19 protein-coding genes are annotated in these 18288 nt (G+C 59.8%); 4 read left to right on the plus strand and 15 right to left on the minus strand.

Annotated features, from left to right (window positions below):
- Positions 1-5 precede the first annotated feature (5 nt).
- The 4 genes from QMY55_RS03395 to gspG all read right to left on the minus strand — a co-directional run bounded on the left by QMY55_RS03395 (position 6) and on the right by gspG (position 2247).
- Positions 6-698: a prepilin-type N-terminal cleavage/methylation domain-containing protein gene (locus tag QMY55_RS03395; protein ID WP_283488872.1), complete on the minus strand. Its 693-nt coding sequence runs from the start codon at positions 696-698 to the stop codon at positions 6-8.
- A 134-nt stretch (positions 699-832) separates the two neighbouring features.
- Positions 833-1198 carry a type II secretion system minor pseudopilin GspI gene (gene gspI, locus QMY55_RS03400; protein WP_283487302.1) on the minus strand — a complete coding sequence of 122 codons (366 nt, stop codon included), beginning with the start codon at positions 1196-1198 and terminating at the stop codon, positions 833-835.
- On the minus strand, positions 1195-1638 hold the full coding sequence (locus tag QMY55_RS03405; protein WP_283487303.1) for a prepilin-type N-terminal cleavage/methylation domain-containing protein: 444 nt from the start codon (positions 1636-1638) through the stop codon (positions 1195-1197). Before QMY55_RS03405 ends, gspI begins: the two co-directional genes overlap by 4 nt.
- A gap of 156 nt (positions 1639-1794) precedes the next feature.
- The gene (gene gspG / locus QMY55_RS03410) at positions 1795-2247 is read right to left on the minus strand and encodes a type II secretion system major pseudopilin GspG (protein WP_283487304.1); all 453 of its coding nucleotides are present in this window, start codon (positions 2245-2247) and stop codon (positions 1795-1797) included.
- 47 nt (positions 2248-2294) lie between these two features.
- Here gspG and QMY55_RS03415 point away from each other — a divergent pair, with 47 nt between their 5' ends.
- Positions 2295-2768, plus strand: a complete 474-nt coding sequence (locus tag QMY55_RS03415; RefSeq protein ID WP_283487305.1) for a general secretion pathway protein C — start codon at positions 2295-2297, stop codon at positions 2766-2768.
- A 6-nt stretch (positions 2769-2774) separates the two neighbouring features.
- Here the strand turns inward: QMY55_RS03415 and QMY55_RS03420 are convergent, their stop codons facing one another.
- From QMY55_RS03420 to ilvA, 3 genes are all read right to left on the minus strand, one after another.
- Positions 2775-3350 (minus strand): histidine phosphatase family protein, encoded by a 576-nt coding sequence (locus tag QMY55_RS03420; RefSeq protein WP_283487306.1) that lies wholly within the window; start codon positions 3348-3350, stop codon positions 2775-2777.
- Complete coding sequence (locus QMY55_RS03425) at positions 3347-4174, minus strand: adenosylcobinamide-GDP ribazoletransferase (RefSeq protein WP_283488873.1); 828 nt, start codon at positions 4172-4174, stop codon at positions 3347-3349. The genes QMY55_RS03420 and QMY55_RS03425 overlap by 4 nt, the downstream gene beginning before the upstream one ends.
- A gap of 108 nt (positions 4175-4282) precedes the next feature.
- Positions 4283-5836 (minus strand): threonine ammonia-lyase, biosynthetic, encoded by a 1554-nt coding sequence (gene ilvA / locus QMY55_RS03430; RefSeq protein WP_283487307.1) that lies wholly within the window; start codon positions 5834-5836, stop codon positions 4283-4285.
- Between the two features lie 392 nt (positions 5837-6228).
- Between ilvA and QMY55_RS03435 the strand changes: the two genes are divergently transcribed.
- On the plus strand, positions 6229-6681 hold the full coding sequence (locus QMY55_RS03435) for an OsmC family protein (protein WP_283487308.1): 453 nt from the start codon (positions 6229-6231) through the stop codon (positions 6679-6681).
- 78 nt (positions 6682-6759) lie between these two features.
- Here QMY55_RS03435 and coq7 read toward each other — a convergent pair whose 3' ends face one another.
- Positions 6760-7377 carry a 2-polyprenyl-3-methyl-6-methoxy-1,4-benzoquinone monooxygenase gene (coq7, locus tag QMY55_RS03440; RefSeq protein WP_283487309.1) on the minus strand — a complete coding sequence of 206 codons (618 nt, stop codon included), beginning with the start codon at positions 7375-7377 and terminating at the stop codon, positions 6760-6762.
- Between the two features lie 333 nt (positions 7378-7710).
- Here coq7 and QMY55_RS03445 point away from each other — a divergent pair, with 333 nt between their 5' ends.
- Together QMY55_RS03445 and QMY55_RS03450 are read left to right on the plus strand one after the other, a co-directional pair.
- On the plus strand, positions 7711-8766 hold the full coding sequence (locus tag QMY55_RS03445; RefSeq protein WP_283487310.1) for a porin: 1056 nt from the start codon (positions 7711-7713) through the stop codon (positions 8764-8766).
- 223 nt (positions 8767-8989) lie between these two features.
- Complete coding sequence (locus QMY55_RS03450) at positions 8990-10159, plus strand: porin (RefSeq protein ID WP_283487311.1); 1170 nt, start codon at positions 8990-8992, stop codon at positions 10157-10159.
- A gap of 153 nt (positions 10160-10312) precedes the next feature.
- On the opposite strand, the gene groL is transcribed toward QMY55_RS03450, so the two are convergent.
- From groL to pncB, 7 genes are all read right to left on the minus strand, one after another.
- Positions 10313-11962, minus strand: a complete 1650-nt coding sequence (gene groL, locus QMY55_RS03455) for a chaperonin GroEL (protein ID WP_283487312.1) — start codon at positions 11960-11962, stop codon at positions 10313-10315.
- Between the two features lie 142 nt (positions 11963-12104).
- Complete coding sequence (gene groES, locus QMY55_RS03460; RefSeq protein ID WP_283487313.1) at positions 12105-12395, minus strand: co-chaperone GroES; 291 nt, start codon at positions 12393-12395, stop codon at positions 12105-12107.
- A 425-nt stretch (positions 12396-12820) separates the two neighbouring features.
- Positions 12821-13159 (minus strand): H-NS histone family protein, encoded by a 339-nt coding sequence (locus tag QMY55_RS03465; protein WP_283487314.1) that lies wholly within the window; start codon positions 13157-13159, stop codon positions 12821-12823.
- 186 nt (positions 13160-13345) lie between these two features.
- The gene (locus QMY55_RS03470; RefSeq protein ID WP_283487315.1) at positions 13346-13840 is read right to left on the minus strand and encodes a GNAT family N-acetyltransferase; all 495 of its coding nucleotides are present in this window, start codon (positions 13838-13840) and stop codon (positions 13346-13348) included.
- A 71-nt stretch (positions 13841-13911) separates the two neighbouring features.
- Entirely contained in the window at positions 13912-15072 is a 1161-nt protein-coding gene (locus QMY55_RS03475; RefSeq protein ID WP_283487316.1) for a bifunctional nicotinamide-nucleotide adenylyltransferase/Nudix hydroxylase, read from the minus strand.
- Positions 15073-15305: 233 nt separating this feature from the next.
- Positions 15306-17009, minus strand: a complete 1704-nt coding sequence (locus tag QMY55_RS03480; protein ID WP_283487317.1) for an NAD+ synthase — start codon at positions 17007-17009, stop codon at positions 15306-15308.
- Between the two features lie 17 nt (positions 17010-17026).
- Positions 17027-18232: a nicotinate phosphoribosyltransferase gene (gene pncB, locus QMY55_RS03485; RefSeq protein ID WP_283487318.1), complete on the minus strand. Its 1206-nt coding sequence runs from the start codon at positions 18230-18232 to the stop codon at positions 17027-17029.
- Positions 18233-18288 lie beyond the last annotated feature (56 nt).

Genomic DNA, 18288 nt, shown 5'->3' on the forward strand with positions numbered 1-18288 from the left:
TGGCTTCATGATCTGTTATTCGAGCGCAGCGGGTTCACCCAATCCAGCGTCAGCACGCCGTTCATGGCACGGCCTGGCGGCAAGGTCAGCTCGATGCGAATGCCGTCAGGAGTGAGGGGCAGGTCGCTGCTCTGTGCATCGGTTTTGCTGCCATCGCTGGATTGTGGGTTGCTCCAGGCATTGTTGCGGTAGTAGTACACGCGCCACAGTTCCAGGGGCAGCAGCACGGTTTCACGGCGCATCTGGTCGCTGGACGGATTGCGCCCCCATTGCGCTGCCTGCATCCAGGCGTCATTCCATTCGCTGACCGTGCGCGCTGGCAGCGATTGCCAGCGCACCCATTGAAACTGACCGTCCACATTGCGGCGGCTCCAGGCCACGACCCAGGCACCCTGGTCCACCGGGCCGCTGCTTTTGCGCGTCATGCGCAGCACCTGGCCGTCCCAGTCCAGAACCTGGCGGCCTTGCAGCGGCATCAGGGCATTGAGGTCGGCACTCCATTGCGCCAGCACGGTTTGCAGCACGGCCTGCTGCTCGCCCTGGGTGCGGGTGCTTTCCTGGGTGCGGATCATGCCGTCCAGCCCGCGCCAGCTCATGATGGCAACCAGGGCCATGGCGGCTAGCGCCACCAGCAGCTCGATCAGCGTAAAACCGCGAGCCCGTTTTGTTGGAGGGGCTGCAATAGGTCGGTGAAGCATAAAACCGGCGCGGCCCAAGCCAGGGACGGCCAGCAAGGGCCTGAGCCGGCCGCGCCGCCCCGCAGCAGGGGCGGCCCCGGTAAAGGCCGTCGTCCCCACTTGGAGGGACGGCGCGAAGCGACTCAGGGGGGGCATCAATACTTCCCGACGATGGTGGAAACGCGCAGCACGGGCGAGGAATCGGCAAAGACCTGGGCATCCACACGCCGGAAGCTGGGGTTGGGGGTGGGACGCACACTGATCTGTACCTGCAACTGACGGCCCAGTTGCGGGCAGTTGACGGTGGAGTCGCCCACGGCCGGCATCTGGTTGATCAGCCTTAGCCTCACCAGCTCGTTCTGGGCGCAGGTCTGGGCCAGGATGACATCGGCCTGCCGCTGCGCATTGCGCGTCAAGGCATTGCTGGCCTGCAGTCCTGCCAGCAGGGCCACGGCGACCATGCCCACGGCGACCAGAACCTCGATCAGCGTAAAGCCTTGCTGGAGGCGATGGGGCTTCATGGCCTGCTGCCCTGCAAGGACTGCACCTTGAAGGGGCGCAGCCCATCGGTTACCAGTTGCAGTGGAGGAGAGTTGCCGTCGGGCAGCGAAAGCGTGATGGTCTGGCGCGGAATCAAAGGCTCGGGACCCAGGACCACAGGGGTGGCAGGCTGTACGGTGACAGCTGTTTGCAGCCATTGGCCGGGCATTTTCACCCCCTGAGGCAGGCCTTCAAAGCGAAACCCTTGTGGCATGGGACGCCAGATTACCAAAGAACCATTGGTGCGCGCCTGGGCGCGGGCTGACTCCAGCAGCGTGGCCAGCCGCTCGGCCTCGCGCTCCAGCTGCCGTTCTCCACCGTCACGAATGGCCAGGCTGACGCCAGCGGTTGCCAGCGCCATGATGGAGATCACCACCAAAAGCTCAAGAAGCGTGAAGCCGGTGGATTGAGTACGGGCCATGAAGTGGAGGGGCTATCTATGAAAGACCGCTGTAAAGAGCTTTTGGGCATGAGTTTTCGTCGCCGGGCCGCCCCAAGACGAAAACCGGCGCAAGCCGGTCAGGTCCCCCTCGGGGGGCTGCGACCACACGCAGTGAGGGAGCGTGGGGGCTCATTTCTATTGCCAGGAGCCAATATCCGCATCCTTGCCCTCGCCCCCAGCCTTGCCATCCGCGCCGAACGACATGATGTCGATGGCGCTCTTGATGCCGGGGTTCAGGTACTGGTACGGATTGCCCCAGGGGTCATTGGGCAGCTTTTCCAGATAGGGCTTCCAGTTGGTGGGCACGGGGCCGGAGGTGGGCTTGGTCACCAGAGCCTGCAGGCCTTGCTCGCTGGTGGGATAGCGCTGGTTGTCCAGACGGTAGAGCTTGAGTGCCTGGTTGATATTGGCGATATCGGTCTTGGCGGCCGTCACGCGCGCATCGTCGGCGCGATCGAGCACATTGGGCACGATCAGCGCTGCCAGCACGCCAATGATGACCAGCACCACCATCAGTTCAATCAGCGTGAAACCACGGCTTGCAGCGTGGCGGATGGCTTTCAGGTGGCGTCGGCAGGAAATTGTCATGTGGCGCTTGTAGGATGAATGCTGTACGCCACGATCATAATCTGCGAATGCGACGCTTATCTTTCAGCTCCGGTCAGGGCAATGCCATGCCCGTCAAACTCACCACCCTGCTGCTGTGGGCAGGAGCAGCGGGGATTGTCGTTTTCTGGGGGCTGCGCTTTGCAAGCCACTCAGGCAGCGAAGCCCCTGTGGTGGCTGCCGCGCAGCCGGTGCAGGCCAATGCTCAGGCCTTGGCCAAGGCGCTGGGTGCCGTGGCCTTGCCCGCCAGCGGCCCTGCAGTGACGCCCGTGGCCAGCCGCTATGCGCTGATGGGCGTGGTGGCAGGACGCGAGTCGGGTGCTGGCGCTGTGGTGATTGCCGTGGGTGGTCAGCCCGCCAAGGCTGTGCGGGTGGGTGAGGCCGTGGAAGAGGGGGTGATCCTGCAATCCCTGAGCACGCGCGAAGCCCGCCTGGGGCCTGCCAATGGGCCGGCCGCCACGGTGCTGGAGTTACCCAGGCCGGCGATTGCGGCTTTCAACTGAGATGCGCTAGCCGAGACGTACTTGCAGCCACTGCCCATAAGCAGGGGCAGGCAGCGTCCAGTCTGCGCTTCGTGGCTGTTCCAGGCCGTGCTGCAGCAGCCATTGCACGCAACGGGCTACACCCGCATGACAGATCCAGACCTGATGGTTGTGCGGACTGAGCCGGGCCTCTTGCAGGGCTGCGTTCACCCGCTCCAGCATCTGCATGAGTGATTCACCGCCACCAGGCGCGTGCTTGCCCAGATTCTTGGCCCAGGCGCTGATGGCGGGCTCGCCGATTTCATCCCAGCGCAGTCCCTCCCATTGACCAAAATCCATTTCCTGTAGACGTGCATCTGGTTTTGCAATGAAATCAGGCTCTAACACTTTCAGTGCATGCGCAAGCTGCTCACATCTTTGCAATGGAGAGTGAAGAATGTTGAGGTCGCCGCGCCAGGGGGGCAAGGCCTGGGCCAGAGCCTTTGCCGCTTTTTGCGTTGCCTGGGCATCGGCTACGACATCGAGGCGGCCGTAGCAGCGGTCGGTATCAATCAGAGGGCGTGCGTGGCGCACCAGCCAAAGCGTTTTTCTGAGCGTCTTCACAGAATGGGGCGCACGGCCAGAGTTGCGGCAAACAGGATGGCCAGTTCATTGAGTTGCTGGCAGGCGCCCAGACAGTCACCCGTCATGCCGCCCAGACGTTTGCGAAACCAGCGTTGCAGCAGCCAGGTGACGATGGCGCAGGCCAGTACGATTTTGGCAATCAAGGCCCAGGTGCCCAGCCACCATAGCAGGCCTAGCGCTGGCAGGCACCAGATGGCACCCGTGACCAGCCCGCCCCAGCCCAGTTGCTTGCCGGCGATGTTCAAGGTCTTGCTGGTGGCGGCCAGTCCCACATGCGGCAGGCTGTGCATGAGCAGCAGCGGCGTAAAGCGCGACAGCACATGGGCGCAGCACAGCAGCGCCATGACGGGAACCGGCCCCCAGAAAGCGGCGACGCTGCTCATGAGCACGGCAATCAGCGTGATCTTGGTCAGCAGCGCCATGAGCAGCGCCATCACGCCATAGGAGCCCAGGCGCGAATCCTTCATGATCTCCAAGGCGCGCTCTGGCGTTACAAAACCGCCCAAGCCATCGGCCACATCGGCCAGGCCATCTTCATGGAAGCCGCCGGTCAGCCACAAGGTGCCCGCCGTGCTGATGACGGCGGCCAGCAGCGGCGTCCAGGGGCTGGCCAGCGTTAACCACTGAATCAGAGCCACCAAAGCCGCGGCCCACAGGCCTACCAGCCAGCCCACGCCCGGCAGATGCGCTGCGCTGGCGCGCTGCATTTCCGGACTCCAGCCCATCCAGGCCGCCAGCCGTCCATGGATGGGGATGCGGCTGAAGAACTGCACAGCCAGCAGAAAGTGGCGCAGGGTTTGCATGGCTTGATAAAAAAGGAGCTGCATACGCTGGATAAGCTTTGATTTCAGCTGCTTTTGTCTCTGAAACCAAGCTGCAGAAAGCGCTACTAGATCCTGATTTTGCAGACCTTACTTCAAAAAAAGCTGGTAAGCCGGGTTGTTGGTTTCTTCCACCCAGGGGTAGCCCAGGTTTTTGAGGAAACTGTCGAACTTCTTGCTGTCCTTGGCCGGCACCTGCATGCCCACCAGAATGCGGCCGTAGTCCGCGCCCTGGTTGCGGTAGTGGAACAACGAGATATTCCAGGTCGGCGCCATCAGGCTCAGAAACTTGAACAGCGCGCCGGGGCGCTCTGGGAAGACAAAGCGCAGCAGACGCTCGTCCTGGGCCAGTGGCGAATGGCCGCCTACCATATGGCGCAGATGCTCCTTGGCCATCTCGTCAAAGGTCAGATCCAGGGCTTCAAAGCCGTGTTTCTGGAAGTTCTTGGTGATCTTTTCCGACTCGCCCCTGGTCGGCGTGGTCAGGCCCACGAACACATGGGCCTTGTCTTCATGGCTGATGCGGTAGTTGAACTCGGTCACATTGCGCGGGCCGCCGGGTAGCTTGCCCACGACCTCGCAAAAATGCTTGAAGCTGCCGCGCTCTTCGGGGATGGTCACGGCAAACAACGCCTCGCGCTCTTCGCCGACTTCGGCACGCTCGGCGACAAAGCGCAGGCGGTCGAAGTTCATATTGGCACCGCTCAGAATGGCGGCATAGGTCTCGCCCTTGGTCTTGTGCTTGGCCACATACTGCTTGATGGCGGCTACGCCCAGGGCGCCCGAGGGCTCGACGATGGAGCGCGTGTCGGTAAAGATGTCCTTGATGGCGGCGCAGACGGCGTCGGTATCCACCACCACAAAGTCATCGACCAGGCCCTGGGTGAGACGGAAGGTTTCCTCGCCCACCAGCTTCACGGCCGTGCCGTCGGCGAACAGGCCGACATCGGCCAGCTCCACGCGCTGGCCGGCCTCCACCGACTGCAGCATGGCGTTGGAGTCCTTGGTATGCACGCCGATCACTTTGACGTCAGGGCGCACGGCCTTGATGTAGTTGGCGATGCCGGCAATCAGACCGCCACCGCCGATGGGCACAAAAATGGCGTCCAGGCGCGGGCTGCCCAGCTTCTGCAGCTGGCTCAGCATTTCCATGGCGATCGTGCCCTGGCCGGCAATGACGTCGGGGTCGTCGAACGGGTGAACAAAGGTCAGCCCCTGTTCCTTTTGCAGCTTGACTGAGTGCTTGTAGGCGTCAGAGTAGCTGTCGCCTGCCAGCACCACTTCGCCGCCCAGAGCGGCGACCGCATCGATCTTGACCTGGGGTGTGGTCGTGGGCATCACGATCACGGCGCGGCAGCCCAGCTTCCTGGCGCTTAGCGCCGTGCCCTGGGCATGGTTGCCGGCTGAGGCGCAGATCACGCCTTTTTGCAACTGCTCGGCCGTGAGGTTGGCCATCTTGTTATAAGCGCCACGCAGCTTGAAGCTGAAGACAGGTTGCTGATCTTCGCGCTTGAGCAAAATCTTGTTGTGCAGGCGGCGCGTGAGATTCTTGGCGGGTTGCAGATCGGACTCCACGGCCACGTCGTAGACGCGGGCGTTGAGGATGCGGGTCAGATAGTCGGCGGGAGTCAGTGCTTGGGACATGGGCAAAAAGAGCAAATCAATTGCCTGGCGCCCAAGCAAGGCACAGTGTTTGTGAGAGCGGGCGCAGGATTGCGACCATCATAGGCTCTTGAAAGTGCGGCTGCAGTACTGGCTCAAGAGGTGGGTGCTGTCTGATGGAGAACTGAATGTGTATGGGCAAAAAAAAGCCCCCAGCTGTGAAGCTAGGGGCTGAATCCACCATTAGAGGAGGTGGAGGAGACAAATGGTGCGATACAGACTGGGACTTACCATGGTTCTGTGGTCCATCTGCGGGTTAGACCCCACAGGTAACGCTTGAGTTGTATTGTATGGGTTTCGTTTTTGCGGTGCAAAAAATATTCGGGTTTTTATGGATTTGATGCAAAATTGCAACAGTTTTGAGAGGAGATGCTATGGAATGCACGGTTAGTTGGACAGGCGCTGCAACGGGAACGCGCTCGGGCATGGGTTTTGTGGCAGAGACCGGCAGCGGTCATGTGGTCAATATGGACGGTGCGCCTGATGAAAAGACTCCGGCCAATGGTGGTCGCAATCAGGCGCCGCGCCCCATGGAGATGTTGCTGGCCGGTGCTGGTGGATGCACCGCCTATGACGTGGTGCTGATCTTGAAGCGTGGTCGCCACGATGTTCGAGGCTGTAGCGTTCAGCTGACTTCCGAGCGCGCAGAGACCGACCCCAAGGTATTCACCAAGATCCACATGCAGTTCACCGTCAGCGGCAAGAACCTGCCCGCAACTGCGGTGGAGCGCGCCATTGCCATGAGCCATGACAAATACTGCTCGGCGACCATCATGCTGGGCAAGACGGCAGAAATCACCACAGGCTTTGACATCATTGAAGCCTGACGGATATCGACTTCGGATATCCAAGATCAAAGAAAACGGGCTCTGTCAGGGCCCGTTTTCTTTGCATTAAGCCGCAAATCAGATGCGGTGAGCCGTGGTGGTCATGACTTTGGCGGCGAGACGCATCAAGCCTTGTATGGGGGGCGGCAGCTGTATGGCGCCCTCGTCGATGGCTGCTGCGGCATGGCGTTCTTCGTCATCCTTCATGCGTTCCACCACGGCGCGGGAGGCTTCATCCTCATCGGGCAGGCGTCCCAGATGGCTGGCCAAGTGGGCTGAGACCTGGTTTTCGGTTTCCACCACAAAACCCAGGCTGGCGGCATCGCTGACCTTGGCGGCAATCGTGCCAATGGCAAAGGCTCCGGCAAACCACAAGGGGTTCAGCAGTGAAGGGCGATCGCCCAGCGCATGCAGCCGCTCACGCGTCCAGGCCAGGTGGTCCATCTCTTCGCGTGCGGCATGCAGCAGATGCTCACGCAATTCCACATCCTTGGTCACCATGGCCTGAGCGTTGTAGAGCGCCTGTGCACAGACTTCGCCCACATGATTGACGCGCATCAAGGCGCCAGACAAGCGACGCTGCTCGTCAGATAGATCGGCCTCGGCGATGCCAGAAGCGGGGGAGCGTTCGGCGGCAGGCGGATCGGCAAACAGGGTGCGAAGGGCTGTATCTGCAGCGGTCAAAAATTTATCCATGGCTCTTAAACAACAAGGCGCGGCGCTTGCGATGGCGGCAATGCATATAAGGTACACCAGAGTGCCTCATCCGCGGCTTGCGCTGGGGCAATCCAAGGAGAGAACTCCTAGGGGCCGCCCCCTATAGCGCTGTGCTCGGTTTGTTGCGGTAGTGCAACGAAAATGGATGGAATCGGCCCGTTTTAGGTGAATTCCTTTGCGCTGCTGGCAGGGGTCTGGTGCAATAGACCCAACTTCCCCACCAGGAGGTTGGCGCGGGAAACCGGTGGAGCTCGAGGCTCAAGTCTCTCTCCCATAGAACCGGCGCCCTTCTAAACCTTGGAGTAACTCGTAATGAAAAAATCTCTGATCGCCCTGGCAGTGCTGGCCGCTTCCGGCGCCGCAATGGCTCAATCTTCCGTGACCCTGTTCGGTATCGTTGACACTGGCGTGTCTTACGTGAACAACGCTACTGGCAACGATTCCAGCAAGTATGGCGTTGGCACTAGCGGTAACGCTACCAGCCGTCTGGGCCTGCGTGGTACCGAAGACCTGGGTGGTGGTCTGAAGGCTGGCTTCTGGCTGGAAGGCGAAATCTTCGGCGACACTGGTAACGCCAAGGGCTTTGATTTCAAGCGTGAATCCACAGTGCGTTTGTCCGGCAACTTCGGTGAAGTTCGCCTGGGTCGCGAAACAACTCCCACTTTCCGTGCTGGTCTGAAGTATGACCTGTTCGGCGCTACTGGTATCGGCCAGTTCATGGGTTACAAGGACTGGGCTGGTACAGGCCTGGCCGACGGCAACACGATCCGTAAGGACAACATGCTGTCGTACTCTTCGCCCAACTTCAGCGGCTTCACTGCCAACATCAGCTACGCTTTCGACGAGAAGGCTAACCAAGCTACCCTGGGTGGCAACGGTGGCCGTTACGTTGGTGGTAACGTCGGTTACGACAACGGTCCTCTGAGCGTGACTGCTGCTTACGGCACTCTGAGCTACGGCAACGTGGGCGACCGTGACGAAATGTCCATCGGTGCTTCTTACAACTTCGGCGTGGCCAAGGTTGTGGGTCTGGCTCAGCAAGTCAAGTACAAGCCTGAAGTCGGTTCCAGCGCCAAGTTCAACAACTACATGCTGGGCGTGTCCGCTCCCGTGGGTGGCGTTGGCGAAGTGAAGGCCCAATACGCTTACTACGACCAAAAGGGCAACGACACCAAGGCTCAACAGCTGTCTCTGGGTTATGTGCACAACCTGTCCAAGCGTACCGCTCTGTACGGCACTGTTGCTTACATGAAGAACAACAAGAACTCCAACCTGGGCCTGCAAGCCAAGGGTGTGAACGACGGTTCTCTGTCGGCTCTGGGCAAGAACCAGACTGGCGTGCAAGTTGGTATCCGCCACGCTTTCTAATCATTTGCTGGCATAAGCCAGTAATTGCTTAAAGCTTAAAAGGCCTGTTGAAAGACAGGCCTTTTTGTTTTTTCGGGTAAACCTTAAAGGGGGAATACTGAGAGGGTATTTCAGGGCGGGAAAGGCCTGTGTTGTGCTTGTGCAAATGGTTACGCAGTGGGTATGAGCATTTCTAGAATGAAATTTCCACCAACCGCTTGTTAACTAAGAGAGAGACAACACAATGGCGACATCATTTGTGAAAAAAACATTGGCTTTGGCTGTGCTGGGTTCCCTGGGAACAATGGCCTATGCGCAAAGCAGCGTGCAACTGTATGGCATTGTGGATGCGGCGATTCGTCATACGACGAATGAAGGAGCGAATAAGAGCGGCCTGACCAAGATGATTGGTGGAGGTATGTCGGAGAGCCGCTGGGGTATCAATATCAAGGAAGATCTGGGCGGAGGTTTGTCGGCTATCGCCAATCTGGAGAATCGCTTTTGGACGGACTCTGGCACGCCCAGCACGGCGCAGCCTTACTTTGCTCAGTCCTGGGTGGGTTTGCGCAGTACCAGTTTTGGGCAGCTGACCATGGGGCGTCAGTACAACGTACTGTTCGATCTGGTGACTTCGACCTATGCATCGTTCCCATATTCCCCTTATATGGATGCCTACAAGCCTGAAATCGGCATGTCTCTGGGTGCGCGCGCAAACAATATGCTCAAGTACGTGGCTGAGTTTGGTCCGGTTCGCGCGGGGCTGCAGTATTCTTTTGACGAAGGTAATACTTTTGCCAAAAAAGGCGGCGGTATTGATATGACGCCAGGAGGTTTGGCGCTGAAAACCGCAGGTGGATATCTGCGCTACTCTGCCGATGGAATTTCCGTGGGTGGTGCTTTCCAGCGAACGACCTTGCCGGCCGGTACTGATGTGGACGCCTGGACACTGGGTGGCTCCTACCGTACCGGTGCTTTGTACCTGATGGCCGGCTATGGCCAGAACAAGGTCAAGGATAGTCTGGGGGCTGCGGGTGCCGGTGCTATTTTCGATGCCGGTTTGCTGAACGCATACTGGACTGGCTCTTCCAATGGAGGTTTTATTGCGGGTAATGCCCCCGGGAATTTTGCCAACAAGCGCGAGATGTTCAAGGTGGGCTTTGGCTATCAAGTCACGCCTCAACTCAATGCGGGCCTGCATTACTACCACGCCAAGCAATCGGGATCGGCGACCGGTGCCTTCAATGGCAAAGCAGACTTTATCGTTGCAGTGGCTGACTATGCCTTCTCCAAGCGCACTGACGCTTATTTCGCTGTGGATCACACCAAGACCAAAGGCGGTGCAGGCGTGATGCTGGATGCCAATGGAGCGAAAACACGTACCGGTGTCACCGTTGGTCTGCGCCATCGTTTTTAAGCGAAGCCTTCAAATACAAAAAAGCCAGCCAATCATTTGGCTGGCTTTTTTATGTTCTGGATAAACAGCCTGGACGTGAAAAAGGCCGCATTTGCGGCCTTTTGTTTTGAGCAGAACCGGATGGTCTGAAGCATCCGGTCAGCAGCCTGGCAATTACATGCCCATGCCGCCCATGCCGCCCATGCCGCCCATGCCGCCCATATCAGGGGCACCGGCGCCTTCGGCCTTGGGGGCTTCGGCGATCATGCACTCGGTGGTCAGCAGCAGGGATGCCACGGAAGCGGCGTTCTGCAGGGCGGTGCGGGTCACCTTGGTGGGGTCCAGGATACCCATTTCCAGCATGTCGCCGTAGGTGTCGTTGGCAGCGTTGAAGCCGTAGTTGCCGTTGCCGTTCAGCACAGCGTTCACGACCACCGAGGGCTCGCCACCGGCGTTGGCCACGATTTCGCGCAGAGGAGCTTCCACGGCCTTGAGCACCAGCTTGATGCCGGCGTCTTGTTCGGCATTGCCGGTAGCCAGAGCGCCCACAGCTTGCTTGGCGCGCAACAGGGCCACGCCGCCGCCGGCCACGATGCCTTCTTCCACAGCAGCGCGGGTGGCGTGCAGGGCGTCTTCCACGCGGGCCTTCTTTTCCTTCATTTCGACTTCGGTGGCAGCGCCAACCTTGATCACGGCAACGCCGCCGGCCAGCTTGGCCACGCGCTCTTGCAGCTTTTCACGGTCGTAGTCGGAAGTGGCTTCCTCGATCTGAGCGCGGATTTGCTTCACGCGGGCTTCGATTTCGGCAGCTTGGCCAGCACCGTCGATGATGGTGGTGTTTTCCTTGCCGATTTCGACGCGCTGGGCCTGGCCCAGGTCTTCCAGAGTCACCTTTTCCAGCGACAGGCCGACTTCTTCAGCAATGACCTTGCCGCCGGTCAGGATGGCGATGTCTTCCAGCATGGCCTTGCGGCGGTCGCCGAAGCCAGGAGCCTTCACGGCCACAACCTTCAGGATGCCGCGGATGGTGTTGACCACCAGGGTTGCCAGGGCTTCGCCTTCGACGTCTTCGGCAATGATCAGCAGAGGACGGCCGGCCTTGGCCACGGCTTCCAGCGTGGGCAGCAGGTCGCGGATGTTGCTGATCTTCTTGTCGAACAGCAGCACGAAGGGGTTGTCCAGAACAGCGGATTGCTTTTCGGGGTTGTTGATGAAATAGGGCGACAGGTAGCCACGGTCGAACTGCATGCCTTCAACGACGTCGAGTTCGTTGTCCAGCGACTTGCCTTCTTCCACGGTGATCACGCCTTCCTTGCCGACCTTGTCCATCGCGTCAGCGATGATCTGGCCGATGGACTCGTCGGAGTTGGCGGAGATGGAGCCAACCTGAGCGATTTCCTTGGACGTGGTGGTGGCCTTGGATTGCTTCTTCAGCTCTTCCACCAGGGCGGCGACAGCCTTGTCGATGCCGCGCTTCAGGTCCATGGGGTTCAGGCCAGCGGCCACGTACTTGGAGCCTTCGCGCACGATGGCTTGGGCCAGCACGGTGGCGGTGGTGGTGCCGTCACCGGCGATGTCGTTGGTCTTGGAGGCCACTTCCTTCACGAGCTGGGCGCCCATGTTCTGCAGCTTGTCCTTCAGTTCCACTTCCTTGGCCACAGACACACCGTCCTTGGTCACGGTGGGGGCGCCGAACGAGCGCTCCAGCACCACGTTACGGCCCTTGGGGCCCAGGGTCACTTTGACGGCGTTAGCCAGAATGTTCACGCCTTCAACCATGCGTGCACGTGCTTCACCACCGAATACTACGTCTTTAGCTGCCATTTTTGGCTCCTAGAAATTTGGTTCAATTTGGCTTTAATCGCTTACTGAATAAGCGCTAAAAGCTATGAATATGGGAGTTCTTGAAGTTCTTGCTCTCAGGCGCTCAAAGGCAGACCTGAGGCAAGCGTAAATCGAAGGTGATTTACTTTTCGACGACTGCAAACAGGTCGTCTTCCTTCATGACCAGCAGCTCGTCGCCGTTGATCTTCACGGTCTGGCCCGAGTACTTGCCAAACAGAACGCGGTCGCCGACCTTCACGTTCAGAGCGATCTGCTCGCCCTTGTCATTGCGCTTGCCGGGACCCACAGCCAGCACTTCGCCTTGGTCAGGCTTCTCGGTAGCAGCATCAGGGAGCACGATGCCCGAGGCTGTCTTGGTTTCGTTTTCGAGGCGCTTGACGATCACGCGATCGTGCAGGGGACGCAGGTTCATACCAACTCCTAAATACATCAACAAAGTTGAAACAAGACTTGCCAGCCTTCTTGGCTGACATTCGGAACATATGGGGTCAAGCTGTTAGCACTCAACCACCTTGAGTGCTAATAATAAGGCAAATTGCCCCGCTTTCAAGAGCAGACCCTGTCATGTTGAGGGCAAGTACTAGCCCGGAGGGCCGCATTTGGTCAAAGCCGGTGTTTGCTCCGCTTTGATTGCAGGGGGCGCATGGTGTGGCTCCGCAGTTCGCTGACGCAAAGCACAGGCAGAAGGCGGGAGGGATACAAGTCACGGTGCGTACCGCAGGCACCGGCTTGGGATGGTTTCAGGATTGATGCGCCCGATGAAAGCTGCTCACTCTGAAGCGCGTTTGCCGGATGGTCGAGCTGGAGGCTCAGACCAAGCGGCGATGGGGTTCCGGTTTACTGAACCGGGAAAGGATTGTTTTCGTCGCGCGGTGCGTTGAAGTCAAACGAGGGAGTGGTCTTGATTTCGTACAGGCTGCGATCCTTGCCTTCGAGCCACTTGGGAGGCTTGCCACGGCCGGACCAGGACGCACCGCTTTCCGGATCGTAGTACTTGGCTTCGGCCTTTTTCTTTTCCTCGGGCTTCCAGGGGAAGACTTGCTGCACCGTGAAGCCAAAGGTGTCGATCAGCTGCTTGATGGTGGCCAAAGCCTCTTTGGCTTCGGTGTGGCGCGCTTCTTCTATGCGCTTGTCCAGCTCGTTCTTGCGAGCAATGAGTTCTTGGTAGCTAGGCATCCACGGATTCCCATAGTGTGTGATAGGGCGGCTGATGCCGCCTCTGCTCTTGTTTTTTGGCAGAACTTCTCATTCTGACTGAAACCGAATTTGTGAACAGAACGGATATTGCGTATATCGCATTTAGTCATGGGTTTTGCGTCAGTTTGATGGCTTTCACACAAGAGTCGTTGCCGCTTTGTTGCTTTAGTTCGACTGCTTGGGGTGAGCCAGGGCCTGCAGCGCAGAGCCCGTCATACGATAGCGAATCCACTCGTTCTGGGGCAGCGCACCCAGGCTGTCATAGAACTGGATGGATGGCGTGTTCCAGTCCAGGCAGCTCCATTCGAAGCGGCCGCAGTCTTTGTCCAGTGCAATCTGTGCCAGACGCTGCAACAGTGCCTTGCCTGCGCCATGACCGCGGGCGTCGGGAGTGACATACAGGTCTTCCAGATACAGACCATGCTGGCCTTGCCAGGTGGAGTAATTGAAGAAGTACACGGCAAAGCCTATGGCCTTGCCCTCAACCTCGCAGATCAGGCCGAAGACAGCAGGATGTTCGCAAAACAGCGTGCGGCGGATATGCTCGGGCGTGGCCTTGGCTTCGTCTTCGGCCTTTTCATAAATGGCGAGTTCGCGCACAAAGTGCAGGATGAGGTCGATGTCCTGCTCGGTGGCAGGGCGGATATTCAGCTGGCTCATAATTTTTTGAAGAAAAGTGCTTCCAGCGCTTGATGGTAAAGCGCTGGAGGCTATGGTTTTTATATTGAATCTCAGGCGATCCGTCTCGCTGGCTCATTGCGTGCCAGGGTGATGGGCAGGAACTGGCAGAGGATCTGAAAATGATCCTCGAAGAACTCTGCCTCCATCTGGGCCAGATCGGCCACAGGAATCCAGCGTGCCAGCGCTGCATCGTCCGCACCTTGCACGGGCGGCAGACTGGGCTGTACGCCCAGGTCCAGATAATGCACATGGGTGATGGTGCGCCCGCGCAGGCTGCGGTCCGGGTGATCGAACACCTGCACGGCCTGCAGGGCGGCCAGCAGATCGGCCTCGCTGACCGCCGAGCAGGTCTCCTCGCGCAACTCCCGCACACAGGATTGCCAGAGGCTGTCGCGTTGCTCCAGAAAGCCGCCAGGCATGGCCCACAGGCCCTGGCCTGGCGCGTGGCCGCGCTGAATCAGCAGCACCTGATCCTTGCCCTTGGCATGGCAGCGCAGCAGGGCGTCCACGGTCACAAAAACCGGGGAGTAGGGAGCCTTGGCCCAGGCCTGCTTGTAGGCCTGCAGCATATGCCACTCTTTTTGCATACGTACATACAGCGGCTGGTGTGCCCAGTGGCGTAAAAAATCCAGAGTGCTCTGCGGCATCTGGTCGGCGAGTTGGGTCAGCGCTGCATCCATGGCCTGGGGTGAGGCGGAGCCTTCGCCAAAGAAGATTTCGCGCAGCGGCGTGGCATCGAACTGCCCCAGGCGCGGCAGGCTGATCAGCTCCCAGCCGGGAAAGCGTGCCAGATAGCTGCTGCTGGAATCCTTGAAGTGACCGACCAGGGCCACGCTGGCACCCTCGGGTACATGGGCGGCCACAGCGTCGCGCACGGCCTGCACCCACAGAGGCTCGTTGTAATAGTCGCGCACGGGCACGCAGTGCACACGCTCGGCATCCTCTTTGGATAGCGCATCGCGCATCATCTGTGCGCGTTCCTGCCAGCTGAAGGGGTTTTTCGGGTTGGGCGCCTGCCAGGCGCTGCCCAGCACCACCACCACCTGGCGTGCACGTTCCAGCGCGGCGCGCAGCAAGGCCATATGACCGTTGTGCAAGGGCTGAAAGCGGCCAATCAGCACGGCGGTGTGCAGGGGTACCGATGTCGGCAAGGTTTCCGGGGCTGTGGAAAGAACACGCTTGCTGGTGGTGTAGGAACTGGCTTGAGGCATGAGAGCAAAACCCGTACAGAAATCGGTGCCCGCGAGGGCGGATATGGTCAAAAATGGCTGCAGCGCTTATTTGAAAAGCGCGGCCAGCTCACTTTTATGGAGCGGTCACACGGCCGGGCAAACCGGAGGTTGGCGGTCGAAACGAGGCGTGAAGCCGCAGGCTGTGCGGTTGGTACGACAAGGACGGACGCCGCAGCTTCGCATCAACGTATCAAGGTTTGTGTTGACGGCTCTTATTCATAGTGTGCCGCAATTGGCATCTGCCGGCCCGTACCGAATGCGCGTGGACGTACACGCAGCATGGGCGGGGCCTGGCGGCGCTTGTACTCGCTGCGGAACACCAGCTTTTGCACGTGGGCGATCGTCTCGGGGCCGCCGGGCTGTTGCCTGAGCTGCTCCACAAACGCGGCTGCCTGAATGTATTCCTTGCCGGGCAGATGTTGGCCTTCGATATGCCACTTGAGGATTTCATCCAGCACCGGATAAGGCGGCAGGCTGTCTTCATCCTTCTGGCCCGGGGCTAGCTCGGCCGATGGCGGCTTGTCGATGATGACCTGCGGAATCAGCTCGCGGCCCGCATGCTGGTTGATGTGGCGTGACAGCTCGAAGACCTCGGTCTTGTACAGATCGCCAAGCAGACCCAGGCCGCCATTGGTGTCTCCGTACAGCGTGCAGTAGCCCACCGAGACTTCGGACTTGTTTCCCGTGGTCAGCAGCAGATGGCCAAAGGCATTGGAAAACTCCATCAGCGTGGTGCCGCGTGCGCGGGCCTGCAGGTTTTCCAGCGCCAGACCCTTGAGTGGCTCCCCAAAGCTGGCCTCGAACTGGCGTGCATAGGTGGTGACCAGCTCCTTGATCGGGTGCTCATAAAGCTTGATGCCCAGATTGCGGCACAGATCTACCGAATCGTCGACCGAGCCGGCCGAGGAGTAGCTGGACGGCATGGTGATGCCGACCACGTTGTCCGCGCCCAGAGCATCCACGGCCAGTGCCAGCGTCAAGGCTGAATCGATGCCGCCCGAGCTGCCAACCACAATTTGTTTGAAGCCGCAGCGCCGCGCGTAGTCGCGCAGACCCAGCACGATCTGCTGGCGGTAGAACTCCATGGTGGGCAGGCCCTGCACGGGTATGGCCTGGAAGGGAGCGCCATCCACGCTCTGAAAGCGGCCGTTGTCGCCCAGCTCCAGTGTGTAGATATCTTCTTCAAAACGCTTGGCCTCGAACACCACGCCGGCCTCGGGTTCGACGGCGAACGATGCACCGTCAAACACGATCTGGTCCTGGCCACCGATCTGGTTCACATAGAGGATGGGCAACTTGTGGCGCGCGGCGGCCTGGGTGAAGACCTCATGACGCTGCTCGCGCTTGCCCAGATGACTGGGGCTGGCGTTGATGCTGACGACCATGTCCGGCGCGGCGTCGCCCATGCGCGAGAAGGGGTTGGTCGCATAGTCCGCGCCTTCGTCGTTCCAGCCGTCTTCACAGACCAGAAAGCCCACTTGGCAATGGCCTATGCGCAGCACCTTGGCCGTGTCGGCGCCGGGCTCGAAGTGGCGGCGTTCGTCAAAGATGTTGTAGGTAGGCAGCAACTGTTTGTCGTACTGCAGGCGAATCTGCCCGTTCTTGAGCACCAGCAGACTGTTGTGCAGCGGTTTGCCCGGCCCTTTGTGGCGCGTGGGCGCGCCCACGACCCAGTGCAGAGCTGGAAACTCTCGCGTGGCAGCCAGCAGGTCCTGCAGACCCGAATCAAGCCGCTGCAGAAAGCTGGGCTCGTCCAGCATGTCGCCGGGGTAGTAGCCGGACAGCGACAGCTCGGAAAACACGACCAGGTCGGCCTGGTCGGCAGCGGCCTTGGCGGCGGCTTCACGCATGCGTCGGATATTGCCGCCAATATCGCCCACCATGTAGTTCAGCTGGGCAAGGGTGACTTTCAACATAAGCTCTCTCCGGTGGTTCAGGCAGCCTTGGCAGCGGGCTCGGGAATATTGAAGACCTGGCGCAGATAGGCCAGATAGGTCTCGTCGTTGCACAGCGTCTTGCCGGGCGAGTCTGAAATCTTGGCCACGGGCTGGCCGTTGGCATGGGTGAGCTTCATCACGATGTTGATGGTCTCCAGGCCCATATCATTGGTCAGCCGGGTGCCTATGCCGAAGCCGCACTGGATGCGATCGGCAAAGCGGTGGTAGAGCGCCAGGGCCGTGTCCAGGTCCAGTCCGTCCGAGAACACCAGGCGCTTGTTCTGCGGGTCTATGCGCAGCTGGGCATAGTGGGCCAACGCTTTTTCGCCCCATTCGAAAGGGTCGCCAGAGTCATGGCGCAGGCCATCGAACAGCTTGGCAAAGTACATGTCGAAGTCGGCCAGAAACGCATCCATGCCCACGGTATCGGTCAGGGCGATACCCAGGTCGCCACGGTATTCCTGCACCCAGTCTTCGAGGGCCGCGACCTGGAAGTCACGCAGCCGCACGCCCAGCGCCTGATAGCTTTGCAGATATTCATGGGCCATGGTGCCGATGGGAACCAGATTCAGATCGCGGGCCAGCAGCACATTGGATGTGCCTTTGAACCATTGCGCGGTCTGCTCGGCAAAAGCCTGCACCACCTCGCGCTGCCAGGGGCCGGAAAAGCGCCGGCGTACACCGAAGTCAAACAGCTCGAAGGGGTTGCGCAGCTTGGCCTCCATGGCCAGATGCCTGAGCTGCTCGATCTTGAGAGCCAGACGTTTGCGGCCCTCGGTGAGTGCGGTCTCGGCATCAAAGCGGCGGAAGTACAGCTCGTTGACGATGGCCAGCACATAGATCTCGAAGCCCATCACATGGACTTGCGGGCCCCTGGCCACGATGTGCAGGGTCTCACCCTCGGCCCAGGCTTTGATGAAGGAGCGCTGGAACTGGAAGATGCGCAGAAAGTCGATGAAGTCGCTCTTCATGAAGCGCAGGCTGGCCAGGTAGCCCAGGTCCTCGGGCGTGAAGCGCAGGCTGCACAGGGCATCCAGCTCCTGATTTACCTCGGGCAGCAGGTCGGTCAGCGGGAAGGCGGTGGGTGTGCGGCAGACAAATTCATACTCCGCCTCGGTCTGGGGGTGGCGGTGCAGCATGGCCTGCCACATGGTGAATTTGTAGAGGTCGGTATCCAGCAGGCTGGTGATGATGGGAGTCATGCCGTTTTTCTTTTCAAAAATAGGAGCGGCTCGCGCTTTGCAGGAAAGCGCTTGAG

The organism is Comamonas resistens (genome assembly GCF_030064165.1).
Classification (GTDB): domain Bacteria; phylum Pseudomonadota; class Gammaproteobacteria; order Burkholderiales; family Burkholderiaceae_C; genus Comamonas; species Comamonas resistens.

Bases quoted from the DNA above. Each gene is read 5' to 3' on its own strand.
- QMY55_RS03395 (WP_283488872.1), bottom strand. From the start codon at position 698: ATGCTTCACCGACCTATTGCAGCCCCTCCAACAAAACGGGCTCGCGGT.
- gspI (WP_283487302.1), bottom strand. From the start codon at position 1,198: ATGAAGCCCCATCGCCTCCAGCAAGGCTTTACGCTGATCGAGGTTCTG.
- QMY55_RS03405 (WP_283487303.1), bottom strand. From the start codon at position 1,638: ATGGCCCGTACTCAATCCACCGGCTTCACGCTTCTTGAGCTTTTGGTG.
- gspG (WP_283487304.1), bottom strand. From the start codon at position 2,247: ATGACAATTTCCTGCCGACGCCACCTGAAAGCCATCCGCCACGCTGCA.
- QMY55_RS03415 (WP_283487305.1), top strand. From the start codon at position 2,295: ATGCGACGCTTATCTTTCAGCTCCGGTCAGGGCAATGCCATGCCCGTC.
- QMY55_RS03425 (WP_283488873.1), bottom strand. From the start codon at position 4,174: ATGCAAACCCTGCGCCACTTTCTGCTGGCTGTGCAGTTCTTCAGCCGC.
- ilvA (WP_283487307.1), bottom strand. From the start codon at position 5,836: ATGTCCCAAGCACTGACTCCCGCCGACTATCTGACCCGCATCCTCAAC.
- QMY55_RS03435 (WP_283487308.1), top strand. From the start codon at position 6,229: ATGGAATGCACGGTTAGTTGGACAGGCGCTGCAACGGGAACGCGCTCG.
- coq7 (WP_283487309.1), bottom strand. From the start codon at position 7,377: ATGGATAAATTTTTGACCGCTGCAGATACAGCCCTTCGCACCCTGTTT.
- QMY55_RS03445 (WP_283487310.1), top strand. From the start codon at position 7,711: ATGAAAAAATCTCTGATCGCCCTGGCAGTGCTGGCCGCTTCCGGCGCC.
- QMY55_RS03450 (WP_283487311.1), top strand. From the start codon at position 8,990: ATGGCGACATCATTTGTGAAAAAAACATTGGCTTTGGCTGTGCTGGGT.
- groL (WP_283487312.1), bottom strand. From the start codon at position 11,962: ATGGCAGCTAAAGACGTAGTATTCGGTGGTGAAGCACGTGCACGCATG.
- groES (WP_283487313.1), bottom strand. From the start codon at position 12,395: ATGAACCTGCGTCCCCTGCACGATCGCGTGATCGTCAAGCGCCTCGAA.
- QMY55_RS03465 (WP_283487314.1), bottom strand. From the start codon at position 13,159: ATGCCTAGCTACCAAGAACTCATTGCTCGCAAGAACGAGCTGGACAAG.
- QMY55_RS03470 (WP_283487315.1), bottom strand. From the start codon at position 13,840: ATGAGCCAGCTGAATATCCGCCCTGCCACCGAGCAGGACATCGACCTC.
- QMY55_RS03475 (WP_283487316.1), bottom strand. From the start codon at position 15,072: ATGCCTCAAGCCAGTTCCTACACCACCAGCAAGCGTGTTCTTTCCACA.
- QMY55_RS03480 (WP_283487317.1), bottom strand. From the start codon at position 17,009: ATGTTGAAAGTCACCCTTGCCCAGCTGAACTACATGGTGGGCGATATT.
- pncB (WP_283487318.1), bottom strand. From the start codon at position 18,232: ATGACTCCCATCATCACCAGCCTGCTGGATACCGACCTCTACAAATTC.